General features: G+C 48.7%; 17 protein-coding genes. 10 read left to right on the top strand and 7 right to left on the bottom strand.

Annotated features, from left to right (window positions below; genetic code table 11):
- Positions 1-15: 15 nt before the first annotated feature.
- A complete protein-coding gene (locus tag WBJ53_RS11150) occupies positions 16-612 on the bottom strand; it encodes an NUDIX domain-containing protein (RefSeq protein WP_338876199.1) in 597 nt (198 codons plus the stop codon).
- Between the two features lie 55 nt (positions 613-667).
- Here WBJ53_RS11150 and WBJ53_RS11145 point away from each other — a divergent pair, with 55 nt between their 5' ends.
- From WBJ53_RS11145 to WBJ53_RS11125, 5 genes are all read left to right on the top strand, one after another.
- Positions 668-1,420, top strand: coding sequence for a DeoR/GlpR family DNA-binding transcription regulator (locus tag WBJ53_RS11145; protein WP_338876198.1), 753 nt, complete (start codon positions 668-670; stop codon positions 1,418-1,420).
- 3 nt (positions 1,421-1,423) lie between these two features.
- A complete protein-coding gene (locus tag WBJ53_RS11140; protein WP_338876197.1) occupies positions 1,424-5,248 on the top strand; it encodes a hydantoinase B/oxoprolinase family protein in 3,825 nt (1,274 codons plus the stop codon).
- Positions 5,249-5,260: 12 nt separating this feature from the next.
- Complete coding sequence (locus WBJ53_RS11135) at positions 5,261-6,199, top strand: TIM barrel protein (RefSeq protein ID WP_338876196.1); 939 nt, start codon at positions 5,261-5,263, stop codon at positions 6,197-6,199.
- 94 nt (positions 6,200-6,293) lie between these two features.
- The gene (locus WBJ53_RS11130; RefSeq protein WP_338876195.1) at positions 6,294-6,767 is read left to right on the top strand and encodes a DNA starvation/stationary phase protection protein; all 474 of its coding nucleotides are present in this window, start codon (positions 6,294-6,296) and stop codon (positions 6,765-6,767) included.
- 87 nt (positions 6,768-6,854) lie between these two features.
- Positions 6,855-8,036, top strand: a complete 1,182-nt coding sequence (locus tag WBJ53_RS11125; protein WP_338876194.1) for a divalent metal cation transporter — start codon at positions 6,855-6,857, stop codon at positions 8,034-8,036.
- A gap of 57 nt (positions 8,037-8,093) precedes the next feature.
- On the opposite strand, the gene WBJ53_RS11120 is transcribed toward WBJ53_RS11125, so the two are convergent.
- Positions 8,094-9,110 carry a hypothetical protein gene (locus WBJ53_RS11120; RefSeq protein ID WP_338876193.1) on the bottom strand — a complete coding sequence of 339 codons (1,017 nt, stop codon included), beginning with the start codon at positions 9,108-9,110 and terminating at the stop codon, positions 8,094-8,096.
- A gap of 313 nt (positions 9,111-9,423) precedes the next feature.
- Between WBJ53_RS11120 and WBJ53_RS11115 the strand changes: the two genes are divergently transcribed.
- Positions 9,424-10,230 (top strand): hypothetical protein, encoded by an 807-nt coding sequence (locus WBJ53_RS11115; RefSeq protein ID WP_338876192.1) that lies wholly within the window; start codon positions 9,424-9,426, stop codon positions 10,228-10,230.
- Positions 10,231-10,233: 3 nt separating this feature from the next.
- Here WBJ53_RS11115 and WBJ53_RS11110 read toward each other — a convergent pair whose 3' ends face one another.
- On the bottom strand, positions 10,234-10,563 hold the full coding sequence (locus WBJ53_RS11110; protein WP_338876190.1) for a tetratricopeptide repeat protein: 330 nt from the start codon (positions 10,561-10,563) through the stop codon (positions 10,234-10,236).
- 179 nt (positions 10,564-10,742) lie between these two features.
- Between WBJ53_RS11110 and WBJ53_RS11105 the strand changes: the two genes are divergently transcribed.
- The 3 genes from WBJ53_RS11105 to WBJ53_RS11095 all read left to right on the top strand — a co-directional run bounded on the left by WBJ53_RS11105 (position 10,743) and on the right by WBJ53_RS11095 (position 13,247).
- Complete coding sequence (locus tag WBJ53_RS11105) at positions 10,743-11,480, top strand: electron transfer flavoprotein subunit beta/FixA family protein (protein ID WP_338876189.1); 738 nt, start codon at positions 10,743-10,745, stop codon at positions 11,478-11,480.
- Between the two features lie 115 nt (positions 11,481-11,595).
- Positions 11,596-12,558: an electron transfer flavoprotein subunit alpha/FixB family protein gene (locus WBJ53_RS11100; protein WP_338876188.1), complete on the top strand. Its 963-nt coding sequence runs from the start codon at positions 11,596-11,598 to the stop codon at positions 12,556-12,558.
- 92 nt (positions 12,559-12,650) lie between these two features.
- Positions 12,651-13,247 (top strand): bifunctional nuclease family protein, encoded by a 597-nt coding sequence (locus WBJ53_RS11095; RefSeq protein WP_338876187.1) that lies wholly within the window; start codon positions 12,651-12,653, stop codon positions 13,245-13,247.
- A gap of 66 nt (positions 13,248-13,313) precedes the next feature.
- Here WBJ53_RS11095 and WBJ53_RS11090 read toward each other — a convergent pair whose 3' ends face one another.
- Positions 13,314-13,763 (bottom strand): PPC domain-containing DNA-binding protein, encoded by a 450-nt coding sequence (locus WBJ53_RS11090; protein ID WP_338876186.1) that lies wholly within the window; start codon positions 13,761-13,763, stop codon positions 13,314-13,316.
- A 72-nt stretch (positions 13,764-13,835) separates the two neighbouring features.
- On the opposite strand from WBJ53_RS11090, the gene WBJ53_RS11085 reads away from it, so the two are divergent.
- Positions 13,836-14,852, top strand: coding sequence for a transglutaminase domain-containing protein (locus WBJ53_RS11085; protein WP_338876185.1), 1,017 nt, complete (start codon positions 13,836-13,838; stop codon positions 14,850-14,852).
- 214 nt (positions 14,853-15,066) lie between these two features.
- On the opposite strand, the gene WBJ53_RS11080 is transcribed toward WBJ53_RS11085, so the two are convergent.
- The 3 genes from WBJ53_RS11080 to WBJ53_RS11070 form a co-directional block, all read right to left on the bottom strand.
- Positions 15,067-17,043, bottom strand: a complete 1,977-nt coding sequence (locus WBJ53_RS11080; protein ID WP_338877181.1) for a hypothetical protein — start codon at positions 17,041-17,043, stop codon at positions 15,067-15,069.
- 555 nt (positions 17,044-17,598) lie between these two features.
- Positions 17,599-17,970, bottom strand: coding sequence for a hypothetical protein (locus WBJ53_RS11075; protein WP_338876184.1), 372 nt, complete (start codon positions 17,968-17,970; stop codon positions 17,599-17,601).
- 75 nt (positions 17,971-18,045) lie between these two features.
- Positions 18,046-19,251, bottom strand: a complete 1,206-nt coding sequence (locus WBJ53_RS11070) for a class I SAM-dependent methyltransferase (protein WP_338876183.1) — start codon at positions 19,249-19,251, stop codon at positions 18,046-18,048.
- Between the last annotated feature and the right edge of the window lie 28 nt (positions 19,252-19,279).

Genomic DNA, 19,279 nt, shown 5'->3' with positions numbered 1-19,279 from the left:
ACTACTAATTTATTGTTAGTTCTGTCTTAGCTGCTCAAGCCGTAAATACTGCAATAGCATAATGGTCTTGCCGTCCATAATTTCTCCGCGCTCCATCATGGCCAGGGCTTCCTGAAAAGGCAGTTCCAGAATGTCGATTTCCTCTTCGTCGATACCACCACCTGTGTTCCGCTCCGTTTCGGCCGAGTACTGCGCAATGTAGAAAAACAACTTTTCGGTAACCGACCCCGGACTCATATACGCTTCCATTACTTTCTGTACCGAATTGATGCGGTAGCCGGTTTCTTCTTCGGTTTCGCGTCGGATCGCATCATCCGGGTGTTCGTTGTCGAGCAATCCGGCACAGGCTTCGATCAGCATACCGGAAGATGGGCTACCGTCGCAGTTGCCATTCACAAACGTTGGCAACCGAAACTGGCGCGTCAGAATCACGGTATTGGTTTGCGGATTATGCAGCAAAATTGTAGCACCGTTACCCCGGTCGTAGGCTTCCCGCTGCTGCGTTGTCCATTGTCCATTTTTACCGAGGTAATTGAATGTGTACCGTTTCAGGATATACCAGTTGTCGGAAAGCAGCTTTTCCTCGGTTATTTGCACTCGTTCAGCAAGCATAATGTTCAAAAATGTTTAAAATTGTTTATTTTTGAACAAAACAATACAATTGAGTATGAATTTCCAACAGCGAAAGCAATTAATTATCCAAACGGTCGACGAACGTGGTTCTGTGGATGTCAGCGAATTGGCCGAGCTGCTACAAACGTCTGAGATGACCGTTCGGCGCGATTTGGTGCAACTAGCCACAGCAGGGTTGATTTATCGCACACGTGGAGGGGCAATGAAAGTAAGTCTGGCAACCGACAAACATACCTTTGCCAACAAAACAGCCGTCAATGCCGAACAAAAAGATTACATCTGCCAACTGGCGGCTCAGGAAATTCAGGAAGGCGATGCCATTTTCATGGATTGTGGCAGTACAGTTTTTCGACTGTGTCAGTTTATCCGCAACAAACGGATTACCGTTATTACAAATTCACTACCTGTTGTAGCCGAACTGATGTCATCGGCAGTGTCGGTCAATCTGATTGGTGGCGAACTCGATAAAGAACGGCAGGCTATTCACGGCCTAATGGCCGAAGAGCACATGGCCCGCTATCGAGCCAACCGGGCGTTTATTGGCGTCGACGGAATTTCGCTGGCCCACGGCTTGAGTGCCAATGGCGAAAAGGAAGCCAGTACGGCCACCGCAATGGCCCGGCAATCGCAAAAAGTTTATCTTCTCTGCGACTCGTCGAAATTAGAAACCAACAAATACCTCTATTTTGCACCATTAAGCCTGTTCGATGTACTGATCACCGACAACACGGCCAACCCGGCGGTTGTAGACGCTTATCGTCGGGCAGGAATTACGCTGATTCATTAACCCATGTGGCAAATCTGGATTGATACGGGCGGCACGTTTACCGACGGCATTGCTCAGGATACCAACGGCATCATTCATCGCACCAAAGTACTAAGCAGTAGTCGGCTGCGCGGCCAGTTAAAAGATGGCAAACTGGTTGCACCCTGGTTAACCGCACCTCTTTTCGACGGCTATCAACTGCGCGTCATTGAAACCGGTGAGCTATACGAAGTTGTCTCCCTATCTGTCGATGGCACGCTGCACCTGAACCGTCCCTTAGCAGCATCAGCTAACTTAGCGACAGTTGAATTATTTACGGGCGAAGAAGCCCCCATACTAGCCACCCGCCTGCTCACGCAAACACCCATTCATCGCCCTTTTCCAGCCCTGGAAATGCGATTGGGAACTACCAAAGGCACAAATGCGCTGCTCGAACGCAAAGGCGGCCGCGTGGCCCTGCTGGTAACCCAGGGATTTAAGGATGTACTGAAAATTGGGACCCAACAACGACCGAATCTATTTGAACTGGCGATTCCTCCTGCCGAAGTATTGTACGACTCGGTATTGGAAGTCAACGAACGGATTGCGGCCGATGGTCAGGTTTTGGTTCCGCTATCCGAACCATCCATTTCGGCACTAATCCAGCAATTGCACCAAATCAACCCCGATTCAGTCGCCATTTCGCTGCTGAATGCATACCGCAATCCGGTTCACGAACGGCAATTACTCGATGCTATTTCAGCCGCGGGATTTCCGTTTATCACACTGTCGACCAACGTTTCGACGGCTCCACAATACATCCCACGAACGCAAACCGCCGTTGTCGATGCTTACCTGACCCCCGTAATGCGATCGTATCTGACCAATGTTCAGGAGCAGCTCGGTTTGGGGCAATCCGTACGGATCATGACCAGTTCGGGTGGTCTGGTACGGACCGATTTATTTCAGCCGAAAGATAGCCTGCTGAGTGGCCCGGCGGGTGGTGTTATCGGCGCATCGGTCGTTAGCAATGAGCAGCCTGTTCTAACCCTCGATATGGGCGGTACCAGTACTGATGTTGCCCGTATCCAGCATGAGCTGGATTATCGATTTTCGACCAAAATTGGACCATTTGACCTGCAATTGCCTTCGCTGGCCATTGAAACGGTAGCCGCAGGTGGCGGTTCGGTTTGCTGGTTCGAAAAACACGGAAGCACATCGGGCCAACTTCGCGTAGGGCCGCAAAGCGCCGGAGCAAACCCAGGCCCGGCTTGCTATGGAGCCAGTGCGCCCGGCCAGCCAATGCTGCTTACAATTACCGACGTAAATCTGCTGCTGGGCAAACTCCATCCAAAACAGTTTGGTATTCCGGTTTTTCCTGAAAAAGCACACGAAGCACTAGTGGCAGTAGCTTCGGAAATTGCAGCTCAAATGGGCAGTAGTCCCGATTTACAGGAGTTACTTCGCGGATTTGAACGAATTGCCAACGAAACGATGGCCGGAGCCATTCGCAAAATTTCGGTAGCACGCGGTTTCGATCCGAAAGACTATGCGCTCCTGGTTTTTGGTGGAGCAGGTGGCTTACACGGTTGTGCCATTGCCCGATTGCTGGGCATGGAACAGCTCATTCTACCGTTCGATGGCGGCCTTTTGAGCGCCTACGGAATTGGTCAGGCTCAGATCGAACGAATGGCGTCACGGGCAGTTTTGTTGCCACTCGAAGTGATTAACGATTCCATCAACCGGTTGCTTGCCGAATTAAGCGAACTGGCAACCGAAGAACTTCGACAGGACATCGGTTATGACGTACCAATCATTACTAAATCGGCCCGTATTTTTTTGCGGTTAAAAGGGCAGGAATCAACCATCGGCCTTCCAGCCACGTCGAACTTAGCCGCCGACTTTCGGGATAACTACCAGCATCTTTATGGTCATTATCCAGCCAATCTGCCCGTCGAAGTCGAAAGCATCAGGGTTATTGTTAGCACCACAAAAGAAACCGACGCGGTGAGCAGTGCTCCCCAAAGTCACCGCCATGCTGTTCCGGCTTTCGAAACCGACAGCTATCCGGCTTACGACTGGACACAACTTCAGGAAGGTGACACGTTTAGAGGCCCAGCCCTGTTGCTCAACAAAACCTCATCGGCCTTTATTGAATCGGGCTGGCGAGTGATTGTGCAGGCCAATAATAATGTTCGAGTCGATTCAACAGCCCCTGAGGAGGAAGATTACTCTATACCCCCAACAGAACATTCGGCTGGAGTAGAGAAAGCTCCCCCTTTGGGGGCGGAAGGGACCGTTATCCAGCTTGAGTTATTCACACAGCGTTTTCGGGCTATTGCCGAAGAAATGGGAGCCCAATTGCAGCGAACGGCTTTTTCAGTAAACATAAAAGAACGACTCGATTTCTCCTGCGCCTTGCTCGATGCCAACGCCGAACTGGTAGCCAATGCCCCGCACATTCCGGTTCATTTGGGAAGCCTGGGCATTTGTACCCGACTAGTTCTGAGCACGGTTCAACTGGAACCCGGCGATGTTGTGATCACGAATCATCCAAAATATGGCGGCTCACACCTCCCCGATGTAACGCTGCTCAGTGGCGTATTTGCCGACGATGGCCAACTGATTGGCTACGTCATCAATCGGGCGCACCATGCCGAAATTGGTGGTAAAGTGCCGGGATCAATGCCGCCTGATGCTACGTCGCTGGCCGAAGAAGGCGTAGTGCTGGAACCGCAATATGTTGTCAGAAAAGGTGTATTTCAGTGGGATGGCCCTATAGGTCTGGAGGCTCGTTTCACAGGGGCTACGTATCCAACCCGCGCACTGGCCGAAAACCGCGCTGACATTGAAGCGGCACTGGCTTCGCTGAAAGCGGGAGAAATGGCGCTTCAACAGTTGGTTCGGCAACATGGCCTGGCAACCGTACATCGCTATATGTCGCGGCTGAAACAATCGGCCACTGATGCCATTTCAACGGTGCTGGCTCCGTTGCGGGGACAATCGTTTCGGGCAACCGAATCGCTTGATGATGGGCATACGATTCAGGTAACGGTCTCAATAAACGAAGGTCGTGTTGCATTCGACCTCACGGGAACATCAGCTGTTCATCCCAATAACCTCAACGCCAATATTTCGATTCTCTACAGCGCCGTGCTGTATGTGCTGCGGCTCTGGTGCCAGAAAGATATTCCGCTGAACGAAGGCTTGATGACACCCGTTGATCTGATTCTGCCCGAATCCTCGTTTCTGAACCCTGTTTTCCCCGATGATCCGGCCCACTGTCCGGCGGTTGTGGGCGGCAACACCGAAGTTAGTCAGCGATTGGTCGATACATTGTTGAAAGCCCTGGGGCTGGCTGCCTGTAGTCAGGGAACGATGAATAACTTTCTGTTCGGCAATAAACAGTTCGGCTATTACGAAACCATCGGTGGAGGTGCGGGAGCAACCGAAGGCGCCGATGGTCGGTCGGCTGTGCATCAGCACATGACGAATACGAAACTCACCGATCCCGAAGAATTCGAACGACGCTACCCGGTTCGGCTGCATCAGTTTGCCATTCGCAATGGCTCGGGTGGGGCTGGTCGATGGCAGGGGGGAAATGGAATTGTCCGGGAAATTGAATTTCTCGAACCCGTACAGGCAACACTTCTCAGCCAGCACCGTGTCGTAGCGCCTTATGGACTGAACGGTGGGAAGTCAGGAGCTACAGGTCATCAAACATTAATTCAAGCGAATGGCCACGAAGAAACACTTCCTGGCATTTTCACCCGCGCCATGCAATCGGGCGAGCGCATCCGAATCGAAACACCGGGTGGTGGTGGCTTTGGGAATATAAAAGCCATTTTAGACTGTACTTTCAAACCATAGATTTCTCCTACTATGTCCCTAAACCGTCGTCATTTCCTAACCTCAGCGGCCACACTTGCCGGTGCCTTAACCGTGCCGGATTTAGTTTGGGCCCAGGCAGGTAAACCCGCGAAGTCGTTTCCAATTGCCTGCAACTCCTATTCGTGGGTAACGTTTTATGGCCGTCAGCATAAAAACTGGATGGACGATCCCAATGCCTCCCTGACCGAGTTTACCCAAGCGGGGCTGGCGGCTTATGAACCCGCGATCAACTCAGCCGACGAGGTTACTAAACTGCTGCCTCTGCTCAAAAAGTATGGGCTGGCCATGCACTCGCTCTACGTAAATAGTACGCTGCACAAAGCCGATGAAGCCCAAAAATCCATCGATTCCGTGCTGGCGATTGCCGATGCCGCTAAAGCCGCCGGGACCACCATATTCGTCACCAATCCCAGTCCGATTCAGTGGGGCAGTACCGACGATAAAACCGATGCAGAACTAATCGAACAGGCTAAAAATCTGGATAGGCTGGGGTCAGAACTTCGTAAACGCGGCATCACACTTGCCTATCATACCCACGCGCCCGAACATCGGCAGGCTGCCCGCGAATTTCACCATATGCTGCTGGCGTCTGATCCAAAAAATGTATCGTTGTGTCTTGATGCACACTGGGTATACCGGGGCTCAGGCAATTCGCAGGTTGCGCTGTTCGACGTTGTTAAGTTATACGGCAAACGCATTGTTGAAATCCACATCCGGCAGTCGAAAAACGGAATCTGGCAGGAGACCTTTGGCGACGGCGATATTGATTACCGTCGGCTAACAAGCGATCTGAACGCACTGGGCGTTCGGCCTAATCTGGTGCTGGAACAGTGTCTGGAAAAAGAGTCGCCCAATACGATGGGGCCAATAGAAGCCCACAAACAGGATCTGGCTTATGCCCGAACGGTATTTGCCAGCTTGCTCGATTAACGAAACAAAGCGTTTGATTGCTGGTTATTCTGCTGAGTAGTGTGCATCGTGCACACTACCCTATTGGTTACCAACACATCAAACTCACGTTATCATGCAGCCTAACATTGGTCTTGAAGAAGATGTCCTGAAACAGGACAACACCTTACTGAACGACTTTCTTTCTGATCTACACGTTCTGTATATCAAAACCCGCAAATACCACTGGAACGTGGCTGGTCCGAACTTCATGGAGTATCATAAATTCTTCGAGAAGCAGTATAAAGCCATTGAAGAAGAAATTGATGCCGTTGCCGAGCGCATTCGGCAACTGGGCGGAAAGCCGCTGGCTACAATGGCCGAATTTATTCATAACACCAGCCTGAAAGAAGATTCGGGCACGCCGGATGGAACTCCCGAAATGTTTAAAAACTTACTGGCCGACCATGAACAAATTGTCCGCGAACTCCGCGACGATGTGGATAAATGCACCGATGAGCTAAACGATGCGGGCACAGCCGATTTTCTGACGGGGTTGATGGAAGCGCACGAAGCCATGGCCTGGATGCTGCGGAAATACCTTTCGTAAAAATGAAGAGTTAAGAATGAAGCGTGTAGAATAGTTGATAATTTTCTATATTCAGCACTCTTCATTCTTAACTCTTCACTTTTACTCGTGCCCAAGTTACTTTCCTTGCGTGCCGGTCTCGGCAGTGTCTTATTCTGGTCTGTTATTTCGGCCGCATTTATTGGCCCCGGCACCGTCACGACCTGCGCAATGGCAGGTTCGCGCTTTGGCTTACAACTCCTCTGGGCGCTTACCTTCTCAACAATTGGCACTGTTATTTTGCAGGAAGCTGCGGCCCGCGTCACCATTGCCTCTGGCCTGAGCCTGGGCGAACTGCTTACAAAAGCATATGGCATACGAGTGCGCTGGCTGATGGTTACGCTGTTTGGAGCCGTAGCGCTGGGATGTGCGGCCTACGAAGCTGGTAACATTCTTGGCGCTGTTTCGGGCCTGGCATTACTGACCAGCCTTTCTCCCCAGTTACTTACGCTGCTGATTGGTCTTCTTTCAATGGCTCTTTTATGGAAAGGTTCTACCCAGTCAATTGCCAACATCTTGGGTATTATCGTTTTTTCGATGGGCATTGCCTTTGCTTATGTAGCCATTAGTGCCTCACCCAATGGGGTAGACCTGGCCAAAGCAATGGTTGTTCCTTCCATACCTCCCGATGGGCAGGTTCTGGTAATCGGCCTCATCGGCACTACTATTGTCCCCTATAATCTATTTCTGGGTTCAGGCATTGGCCAAAAGCAAACGTTAGCGGAGATGCGCTGGGGTATTGGATTGGCCGTTTTGATTGGTGGTCTCATTTCAATGGCAATTCTGGTATCGGGAACGTTGGTCTCAGGCGAGTTTTCGTTTCAGACGGTTGCCCAAACGCTTAGCCTTCGAATAGGTTCCTGGGCAGGTAGCCTGTTTGGCTTTGGGCTGTTTGCGGCCGGTTTTACCTCTTGCCTGACGGCTCCGCTGGCGGCTGCCGTAACGGCCAAAAGTTTGTTAGGCTGGTCCGAGACCTCAATGCCCTATCGAATTGTCTGGCTGGCAGTAATGTTGATTGGGCTACTATTTGGTCTGCTGGGCGTAAAACCTGTTCCGGTCATTATTCTGGCACAGGCCGCTAATGGTCTTTTGTTACCAGTCGTGACCATTTTTCTGTTCATTGCGGTAAACAACAAAACACTCCTGCCCGCCCAATACCGCAATTCACTCTGGCAAAATCTGGCCATGCTGCTTGTTGTGGCCGTAACGGCTTTTTTGGGCCTTCGCAACGTTTGGCTGGCACTCCAATAAACTAAAAGGGATCGCCGTTAAGACGATCCCTTTTAGTTTATAACGATATAATGTCGATTATTTCTTTTTCCGAAGCTGGCGATTCTGCTGCTCCAGACGCTCGATACGTTTTTGCTGCTCAATAAGATGCAGGGTCAATTCTTCATTTTTCTTCACCAGTGTAGCCAGCAAAGTTGTCAGATCGGTGCCCTGTTTTACCATCTCTTCAGCGCTTGGTATTCCGGGAAGGTGCTTATGCTGCTGGATATACTGTTCGGTTTCGGCCAGTGACGGAAGCTGATAGTTTGGCGCAAACACATAATCGGCCCACTGGTTTTCTGACTTAGGCTGTACCTGCATAGCCACGGCCGAAAGTCGTCCGGCCAGAGTAACATCACCTTTGTCGTTAACAGTCAGAAACTTACTCGTTGCAGCTTCAGATGCAGGCGAATTAGTTGTCAGGTTTGTCAGCCGAAGACCACTCCGCCCATCAATACCAGCAGTGAGTTCGAGTCGGTTCTGGGGAGTCGATGTGCCAATACCAACGTTTACATTGTTGCCCAGCACCATCGCATTGCTAGTTAATACACGAGCATTGGCACCAATAGCCGTTGCATTGGATAAACCGACGCCAACACCAACCGCATTAGCCCCCAGAAAGGTATTGTTTTCGCCCTCTACCGTTTCGAAACCAGCGTTTGGCCCAATAATAAGATTACGACTTCCGCGACGGTTGCCCTGGCCGGCATTAAATCCGATAAATACGTTATCGTCGCCGTCCGTATTTAATTTACCGGCTTCATAACCAACAAACGTATTGTGGCTACCAATGGTGTTCGGGAAACCTGCTTTATAGCCAAAATAGGTATTATAGGAGCCGGTCGTATTGCCCTGGCCCGCCTGACTTCCCATAAAGGTATTATACGTACCCCCCATTACGGCACTGGTACTCTGACCAATGAACAGGTTGTTTGTTCCGTTGACAGACTGAAAGCTAACCACCTGATTATCGGGTGTTACGATCTGACTTTGCGCAACCGCATTGGCAGAAAAAGCGACAACACCAGCAAGTAGACTAAACGTAAAAATTTTCATACGAGCAAAAATGGTTTGGGATATGGTGGCTAAAGATACAAATTTCCAGATTCCATATCTTATTTTTCTTTCTGATATATATACTTTATGCTACTCGAAAGGAACACGTTTTTTGCCTGTCTTCAACGCTGTAAGCCGTGCTTTCTCATTTTCGATATACTACAGTTTACTAAAAAAATACTCATCAGAACGTTCGTTGCAACCATCAACGATGTTCTGGCATCTATTCAGAAACAGATTGTTTCAACAAAACATACATAATCTGTAACTTTACCAAAAGCAAAGCGAATTGCACGCTTCAACCTATCTGCCCATGAAACGATTTACTTTTTCGGTCTATATTCTTGGAACGGCCTTTCTGGCCTGCTCGCTGAGCAGTTGTGCGCCTACCCTCACCACATCGTATCAATTGGCACCGGCTTCGGGCGACATTACTACAATTGATGGACGTCCTGTAACAAAAGCAGAAGCGAATGGAGTAGGTGTTGTAGCTTCCTTCGAACGGGAAGATCTGGAATTCGTAGCGCTGGACATAGAGGTTAAAAACCATACCGATCATCCCATAACGGTTGATCCAGCCGATTTTCATTTTACTGCCCTCAATGCCAATCAGGACACTTTATCCGAGCCGAATAATCCAGCACTAAGTCTGGCGGGTTCAGCAGCCGACCCCAACTACGAAGCAGGACGCGTTAACCAGAAACGCAGGCAGGAAGAAAAACGACTAAAACGAGCGAAAGTATTTAATACGGTGCTGATGGTGGCTGCCATTGCTTCCGACGTTTCGTCGTCGGCCAACAGCCGTACCTATCGCGAATACACAACAAATCGAGCGGCTCACTATCTTGCCTATCAGGGCATAGCAGTCAAACGCGCTGTCGATTACAGCACGTTTGCCAACCGGATGCAACGCTACGACTACGAAGACTACCGTTGGCGTGAGTTGGCTCTGAAAGCGAATACATTAGCACCGAACGAATCCGTACGAGGTTTTGTGTACCTGCCTAAAGTACCCAATGCCCGCTTCCTGGCCATTTCCTACACAATTCCCGAACAGGCCACGGTTCCACTGTTGTTTAAGCAGGACTTTGTGCAGCAAACGGCAAAACGGCGTCGTTAACAACTACCACTCATCATCATCGTCGTCAAAGGCCTGCTGAGCACGCTGTAGTTCCAGTAGCGTTTTCTGGTTGTTTTGTGCCCGAGCCAGTTCAATCCCTTTTTCGTAGAGCTCCGCAGCCCGGTCTCGCTCGTCAAGATCGGTATAGAGCGCTGCTGCATGATAATAAGTTGGCAGGTAGTCAGGAAATTGAGCCAGAAGCTGATCGAAGTAGGTTTTTGCCTCCGTTGGCCGACCGTTCAAAAATTCCATTGCTAAAGCATAAACATTGAACGGCTCATCGGGTTCTTCCTGTACAAATCGAATTAATTGTTGGATACGATCGTTATTCATTTCTCGATAAAAAAATAGTATGCATGCATACTTTTATTTGAGACAGTTTGTACTTTTGCCACAAAAGTAGTGGATAGCGCTCAGTGATTACGACCCGAAGCAGCAATACTTCATCGATCTATTCGCATCCCTGTCCTTAGACTGTATCTGTCAGAATCTATCACAAAACCCCAGGAAATATGAAAATTTTAGTGTGTGTGACGAGTGTGCCCGACACCACCACCAAAATTGCCTTCACGGACAATAATACCAAATTGAATAAGGCAGGGGTAACATTCATTACTGGCCCCTACGACGACTACGCCCTGGCGCGGGCAGTTGAACTAAAAGAAAAAACAGGAGCATCGGTAACTGTACTCAACGTTGGTGAAGCCGACTCCGAACCCGTTATTCGCAAATGCCTGGCAATTGGTGCCGATGATGCCATTCGGGTCAATGCCGAACCCACCGATGCTTATTTCGTTGCCGAGCAAATTGCAGTTATTGCCAAAGAATCTCAATACGACCTGATTTTGATGGGCCGCGAATCCATCGATTACAATGGCGGTCAGGTTCACGGTATTGTTGGCGAAATGCTGGGTTTTCCGTCCATTTCACCCGTTATGCAACTCGATCTGGATGGAGATACGGCCCAAATCACGCGGGAAATAGAAGGAGGTAAAGAACAGTTAGAAGCCAAACTACCGCTTGTGCTAGGTTGCCAGGAGCCTATTGCGGAATGGAAAATTCCGAATATGCGTGGCATTATGACCGCCCGCACCAAACCCCTTAAGGTTGTAGAGCCAGTCGGAACCGACAAACTCATAACCGTGGCTAGTTATGAACTACCAGCCCCACGAGGTTCAGTGAAAATGATTCCAGCCGACCAGGCCGAAACGCTCATTCAACTTCTCCATACCGAAGCAAAAGTTATTTAATCGGTATAGGGTTTACGGTTTATGGTTGCGCTGCTATAGAAGGATATATGCTACTAAGCGGAGCAACCGTAAACCATACACTGTAAACCATATACCATAAACTGAAAACTCTTTTATGTCCGTTCTCATATTCGCCGAATTAGACGAAGGTAAAATCAAGAAATCGTCGCAGGAAGCTATTTTTTATGGCGCAAAAGTTGCCGAACAAACCGGAACGTCTGCCACTGCTATTGTAATTGGTCAGGCTAGCGATAGCGAACTTGCATCGGCCGGGCGTTTTGGTGCAACCAAAGTGCTGTACGCATCCGATGCCAAACTCAATGAGTCTAACGGGATGGCTTATGCTTCTGTTGTAGCGGCAGCCGCACAACAGGAAGGGTCTACCGTACTTGTTCTGGCGAAATCATCCCTGGCCGATGCCATGACCGCCCGCCTGGCCGGAAAACTGAAAGCGGCTCTGGCTGCCAATGTAGTTGAATTGCCCGATCTGTCGAACGGATTCCGGGTAAAAAGCAGCATTTATACCGGCAAGGCATTCGCCTACAATGAGTTGAAAGCCGACACCAAAATTCTGGCAATCAAGAAAAATACGATAACGCCCGAAGAAACAGACGCCACGGCTTCCGTTGAAGCGTTCAATCCGGCGCTAAACGATAGCGATTTTGTTATTTCAGTTAAGAGTACCGAAAAAGCATCAGGCGACGTATTGCTTCCCGAAGCCGACATTGTCGTTTCTGCGGGGCGGGGGCTCAAAGGTCCCGAAAACTGGGGCATTGTTGAGGATCTGGCTCATGCCCTTCATGCAGCCACCGCCTGCTCAAAACCCGTATCGGATCTCGACTGGCGCCCCCACTCCGAACACGTTGGCCAGACAGGTCTGAAAATCAGTCCGAATCTTTATATTGCCTGTGGTATCTCCGGTGCCATACAACATTTAGCTGGTGTAAACTCCTCGAAGGTAATTGTTGTTATTAACAAAGACCCAGAAGCACCGTTTTTCAAATCGGCGGATTATGGTATCGTCGGTGATGTATTTGATGTACTACCCCGATTAACAAAAGCGGTGCAGGCATTATAGTAGTTGGTAGTCGGTGGCGGGTGTTTTATAAATTGATTAAACAGACCATCAATCACCGACTACAAACGACTAAAAATTCTTAAATTCGCACCGTGGATAAGATTAAGCTGGAAATATTAGGACTATCGCCCAGCCAGTCGCAATCGGGATCATTTGCGCTGGTACTGGGAGAAGAATATGGCAATCGTCGGTTGCCAATAATAATCGGCATGTTTGAAGCACAGGCCATCGCCATCGAAATTGAAAAGATTGTACCCAATCGACCGATGACGCACGATCTCTTCAAGCAATTTGCCGAGCAATTTAAGTTTACTGTACGCGAAATCGTCATTTCTGATTTGCGCGAAGGGATTTTCTTCGCTAAAATTGTTTGTTTCGATGGCGTGCGGGAATCGGTAATCGATGCGCGCCCCTCAGATGCCATTGCCATCGGTATTCGGTTCAATGTTCCCATTTACACGAATGAATCGATCTTATCGGAAGCAGGCATTACGGCCAGTTCGAACGAAGATGAAGACGAGCAGGAAGAACTGGTTCGCTCGTCGAATCGTCCTTCCAGCCGATCGTTTGGTGATCAGCTAAAAAATGCCTCTTCGGAAGAGTTGCAGCGGATGCTCGAAGAAGCTCTCGGCAACGAAGAATACGAACGAGCCGCCAAAATTCGTGACGAAATGAGCAAGCGCAACTAATTTACTTCTACCTCATAAATAGAGCCGCCATCCCCTGGGGATGGCGGCTCTATTTATGAGGTAGGGTTACTTCTTTTTTCGTTTTTTTACCACTAATTCATGGTATCCATAGGTCGGGTCGGGTTCCCGAACGTAATCCAGCTCAGGCATTACACCGATCACAATTTCTGCTGTCGTATAAATTTTACAGCCATCCAGTAAGTGCCCGCCAAAGGTTCTGCCCGTTGAATCAGAAGCTGACAGATGCAGATGGCTGCCATGCATGGAAAGCGTTCCAGCCAATGAGACAATCTCAAAATGGCCGCTCCATTTGCTTCCCTTCTCCTGATTTGCCAGGCGTAAGGTTAGCTCGGTAAGGCTCCCTACGCAGGTAAGGATAACCCCAGCTCCCAGGCGCTGTTTCTGAGCCAGCGTTTCCAGCTCTTTCTTTAAATCCTGCCCCGGACGCAGGCGAAACGAGTACGTATGCATAGTTGCCTCAACAGGCACAATTGGCTGAGCATCGGAAGGAGTCATACAGCAAACTAGTAAAATCAGCAATAAAAAACTTCGCATTTATGTTATCAGGTTGTGAGATTGAACTGAGGAATGCGAAACTACATCATCTGGCCTATACTGGCTTTTCTTTCTTTTTTTACGCCAGCTTTTACAGCTCGCAGCATAGTTGGCCCCGGAATTCCCCGCCCATCGAAATTTGTTGAAATTGACTATAGCACCATCGATACGTATGCCCGGAATGCTCCCGAATCAGCGGCTAAAAACTTAACGACTCTGAGCGATTACCTGACGTCTCCGGCTCGCACTGATCTGGCTAAAGCCCGCTCGGTATATGCCTGGATCACATCGCACATACGCTATGATGAATCAGCATTTAGTGGTCGGCGGTATTCGTCAGAAATAGACTATGCGAACCGAACATTACGGAACCGCCGAGCGGTTTGTACGGGTTTTGCTCTTTTATTCAAACACATACTGGGACGTACGGGTATTCCGGTTGTCACAATCAAAGGGTACTCGCGCACCAACGATAGCGATGCGGGCCAGCCAATTGCTCAGATTGATCACGAATGGAATGCCGTTCAGCTCGATGGTGACTGGTATTTGCTCGATATTGCCTGGGCGCAAACAACAGCAAAAGTAGGAACCGATGGGCAACTGCATCCAAACGATTTCTTCTTCCTGACCGAGCCACTCCCTTTTGCAGCCAATCATTTTCCACTCGATCAACGCTGGCAATTACTGTCGCCTTCGATCACTAAAGCGCAGTTCGACCACTTCCCGAAACTGTATGATACCTATTTTAGGCTGGGCTTCGATCCTGATTTCCCTAAAAACGGCCTGATTCGTTCAGGAAACACCCTTACCCTTTCATTCCGTAATGATCAGGACATTGAATTTATGTGTTCAATTGGGCGGCAAGGCGGCTCTACAGCCACTGATGTCCTGTTTACCACGAAGCGGTTGGGCAACACTTATCAACTGAGCATACCTGTTTCGCAGCAGGGCAATTTAACGCTTTATGTTTTTGCCAAACCGAAAGGAGCACGAACCGAACGTGTAAAATCGTTTGAAGGTATTGCTGCCTTTACTATCGTTAAACGTTGATCCTTTTTGTAGTGGTGCATTGGCCTGGAGAGCTGAATCAGAAAGTTGTTACTGTTAGTGATCCCGAGAGCCAGCAATAGCCATCGACAAACTTATTATTCAAACTCACTAATCGTCTGCCAGCCTCTGGCCCATGACCGATGGCCTACCTTATTTCAGGCAAAAAAAAGCCGGAAGCGTTGGCTTCCGGCTTTTTCATTCCGTGTTGCTTTAATTATTCTACACCGAACATTACATCTGACCGGCGACCGCTGTTACCAGCCCGGCGACGTGTTGCTTTTTTCTTAGGTGCAGGGGGTGCCAGCAATTTAGCTTTCTGCTCATCGGTCAGAGGCTTCAGATCAGTGATCGAGTAGCTGTTGTCGCTAATCGTTGTGTTGAAGCTACCAACTGGCTGTTCAGGCTGACCGTTGCATGGCAGTTTCGTAACGGTGAACACCGCGCGGAAGTACTGTACCTGTGGGCGAACGCGACGGCCTTTGTAACGAATCGCATTACCGCTTTCGATTTTGGCTTTTTCAGCCTGTAGCTGCTGAGCCAGATCGCCTGGCAGATCGCGCAGGTTCAGGATAACCGTGTTGGTATCGAATTCGATGGCGCTGGTAGCCAGTTGACGGTTCAGACCACGGTAGCGCAGGCGAGTAACGGTGTCGCCAACCGACGTGATTGTTCCATTACAGTAGCAGACATTAGCCACTTCACGCGTATATGGAGTGCGGTAGTATACTTCCAGACGCTCCAGACGGTGGCGATATTCGCACTCAACCACTTCTTTACGCGGCCGAAGAACCGAGAAGCTCGTGGTAGCCACTTCACTCATACAAGAGCCGCACTTGGCCGACTGCTGGTTGTGAACGGTTACGTAATAGAACCCTGGAGCCATTTGCCCATTTGCGAAGTAAGCTGTTGGGAATGTCAGTTGGGTATCGGTCGTATTTTCCAGTTGAGCAATCACCATATCCGAAGCACTTGTTGTCACAGAATCCGGACGATAGTACAGACGAGCCGTAAAGGTTTCGTTTTTCGGATTCGGTGTTGTGCTGCGCCAGCTAATTACAGGAGCGGCTGCCGATGTATTAACCGGAGGCATTTGTTGAGCATTCGACTCATCAACATAAGCCAGCGATACACCTTTGAGCGTATTTCCATTAAACTGCACCTGGAGTTCTGGAATCGAGTCGCAGGTTGGGCAAACCGTTGGTGCTTTTGGAATCAGCTTTTTCTGGACAAATCCTTTACGAAGTGCCAGACCAGCGCTGAAACCACCGTGAGTCCGTTTAAACTCATACAGAACATCCTGCTGGCCATTAACGATCAGGTAGTTCAGCTTCGTAATAAAGCCCTGCCCCTGAATACCAATGTTCCAGTTGTTGCGACCAATTGGGAAGAAAATACCCAGATTACCAATAGCTCCTAAGTGATACAGATTTGAGCTTGGATTAACCGAACGAATCAGTCGGCCACCTGTTACCAGCGGGCCACTTGGAATGATGTTACCCTGCGATGGAATGAAGGCCGCAATGGTTGCAGCTTCGGTACGGAAAAGTCCGCCGTATGCACCTGCTTCAATAAACGTCGTTGCATCCGGATTCTTACGGCTCCGTGCCAGCGTAAATGTTAAAGCTGGCCCAACGGTCAGGAACATATCTTCCGAAGCCCGTTGCTTGATGGTTACCTGATCCTGAGTAACACCCTGAGCGGCTGCCAGACCATAGAGGTAATCCCGATAAATATTTCGGGTAATATAATTTTGATACCCAAATACAGACCCTACGGCAAAACGAAGCCGACGGGTTGCTGGCGTCAGAAAATACTGAACGGTAGCCGTAATATTAAATCCGGCTCCATTGTAGAGAGTCTTATCCCGTTTGTTGGGACCAAACGTATTTTCCCACGTACCGCAATAAGCGAAGTTAGGCCCGGCGAAAAGACCAATCCGCCAGGGCGACAAACGCCGTACGAGAATAAATGTTTGGAAGGTAGTGTCGCAATCATCCAACTCAGCAACGTCACTTGCCTGAGCTTTGAAATCATCCCGACGTAGTGTATCAGTATAGACTCCTTTGCCCAAACGATAGATATTCTCTCGTTGGTAATTGGTGGTTCGGGTATTAGCCCGGACAGTATCGGCCTGTTGGGCCATTGTGCCATAAGGGGCAGCAAAACTCAGCAACACGAGTCCAGCCAGCATCCGCAGGGGGTGTCGTTGGATAAATGTTCGCATAGGTACGTAATTAATTTTGACGCAATGTTTCAAACTAAACTTTAATTCTCCCAAAAGCCATTCAAGAAACTTATGTAACGGCCAACTCAGGTAATGAACAACTTTTGTTACTCTTCTAACTAAGTGCCTATATTATAAGATTCTGCAAGCAACTATAGGACGGATTAATGCTTAAGTTGCCACACAAAATTATTATAACTTTTAGCACACAGTTAATCTGGTTAAACGTAAAATGTTGTTTTTTTCTTAAAAGAGGCTGATCACTGACTTTACCTATTCTCTAAAAGTCTTAGTCCAATCCGTTAAAACAAGACTCTAAAAAACAGATATCGGTTGGAAAATTTATGATCGAGTGTGGATAATATTTTCAAAAAAACAAGAATGGATGGCTACCTGTTAAGTAGGTTCCATTGGTATGTTTCTTTTGTAATACTCGCCCTTTGTAACCTTAAACGACCAATAGTATTTGATCGTCCAATTATAGGTATTAACTGTTAATTCGCCAACAAAAGATTTCATACATCAATCAATTTCCTGACTTATTCCCAATTCTTCTAAGATTTCTTTCATATTAGAGTTATTAAGGGTCGGTTGTTGGATAGCTTCCAGTTCCTGTTGTACGATACGAAGGATTCGCGCTATATAATCGGCCTGCCATTGCTGACGTTTTTTTTCCTGGTCATACGTTGGAACAAACTGGTCAACTTCTTCCGGCAAAACCACCCCTTTTTGCTCAAGTAATCGTTCGAGCGTGTCTAAACGTTCACGAACAACGGCCAGCTCACCAGCCAGTGCCATTATAATATTCAGTGCATCTTCCAGAGATCTATCGCCTAAACTATAAGGCCGTGGCCCTTTGGCTCTGGCTCCGGAAAGTGTAATGTTATTAATCATAATTGCAGTTTATGATAATTTGTTTGCCATATCGATAAAAAGTTTTCGCAGAAGGCAATAATTGCCTCCTGGCATTCACTTCCAGCCACCAAAAACATGCTGAATCAGAGGTGCCACACGCTCAGCTCCTGCTTCGATGGGTGTACTCTTTCCAGCAAAGTCATTTATGACCTCTATACCAAATTGCAGTCGATCTCTTTCGGCAAAACCGCCCGAGTGAAGCCATTTTACAATGTTTCTTTGGGGTATATCCAGGCTAAAAAGTTCGTTGTTGGTCAGGGCTCGCCAATTATGCACAAACTGATCAAATAAAGGAATAGCTTCTGCATTGCCAGCCTGATCGATATGAAGCATTAAGCCATTGGGTTTTAGTATCCGGTAAATTTCCTGAATGATTGCCTCGACCGAATTTGCCGGAATCTCGTGCAAAAATCTTGTCGTAAAAACCAGATCGAATGAATTATCGACAAAAGGCAATTGCTCGGCATTGGCTTGCCAGAACGTTACCTTATCAACACCCAACGCTACCATACGGGCATGACCATAGCGCAGCATTGGGGCACTAACATCAACCCCAATTATGTCGGCATCAGGATACCCCATAGCTACTGGTAATGTTTGATAACCACTACCACAGCCAATGTCGAGGATTTGTTTTGGGCTAAAGGTCGGATAGTTAAGCCGTAGCCACTGAACCAAACCCCGGCCAATACCGTCTGAAAGCTTCCCCAAGCGTCCATCCGTTATAAGAAACTGCCCAGCATCATAGTTTGCCGCATTCGTTACATCGTCGTTGCCGTATTCGGTATAATAACTACCCGGCATGCAGCCCTGATCAATAACACTCAGATAGCAGGGAATCTCTACAGCCGGATTGAGTTTGAGTGTTTCCGGACGCTGGTTATTATAGTACCGCGCTTTTTCTGCCAACTCATCAATCTGGCGCAAAACCACCGAGCGCGTCGCCTGCTGAATCATTTCAATCGTAGACCGGCGTAGCGCGCTGCCAACTTGATACTGAGAATCCTGCATCATCATCTCCTGAATTTCGTCGGCGGTGGTAAACAGACGCCCAGTCTGCGCTTCAAATCGAGGCCTTACGCGCTTCTCAAAAATAGCTTTAACCCCTGGTTCTACAATCCGATTCAGGTGACGGTTCAAACCGGTCAGAAAATTGAAACGGGCAGTCTCGTCGTGTGATATATCAGGAAAAGCACCATGCTTTTCAACACGATTGTAGACAGGCGGCAGGTTATACAGTATGGCCCTATCGTCGTTCATCAATCTTTTCCGTTTATGTGCTCCTGCA

Source organism: Spirosoma sp. SC4-14 (genome assembly GCF_037201965.1).
Taxonomy (GTDB): Bacteria; Bacteroidota; Bacteroidia; order Cytophagales; family Spirosomataceae; genus Spirosoma.
The sequence above is the reverse complement of the archived record's forward strand: the minus strand, read 5'-3'. Positions and strand labels throughout refer to the sequence as shown.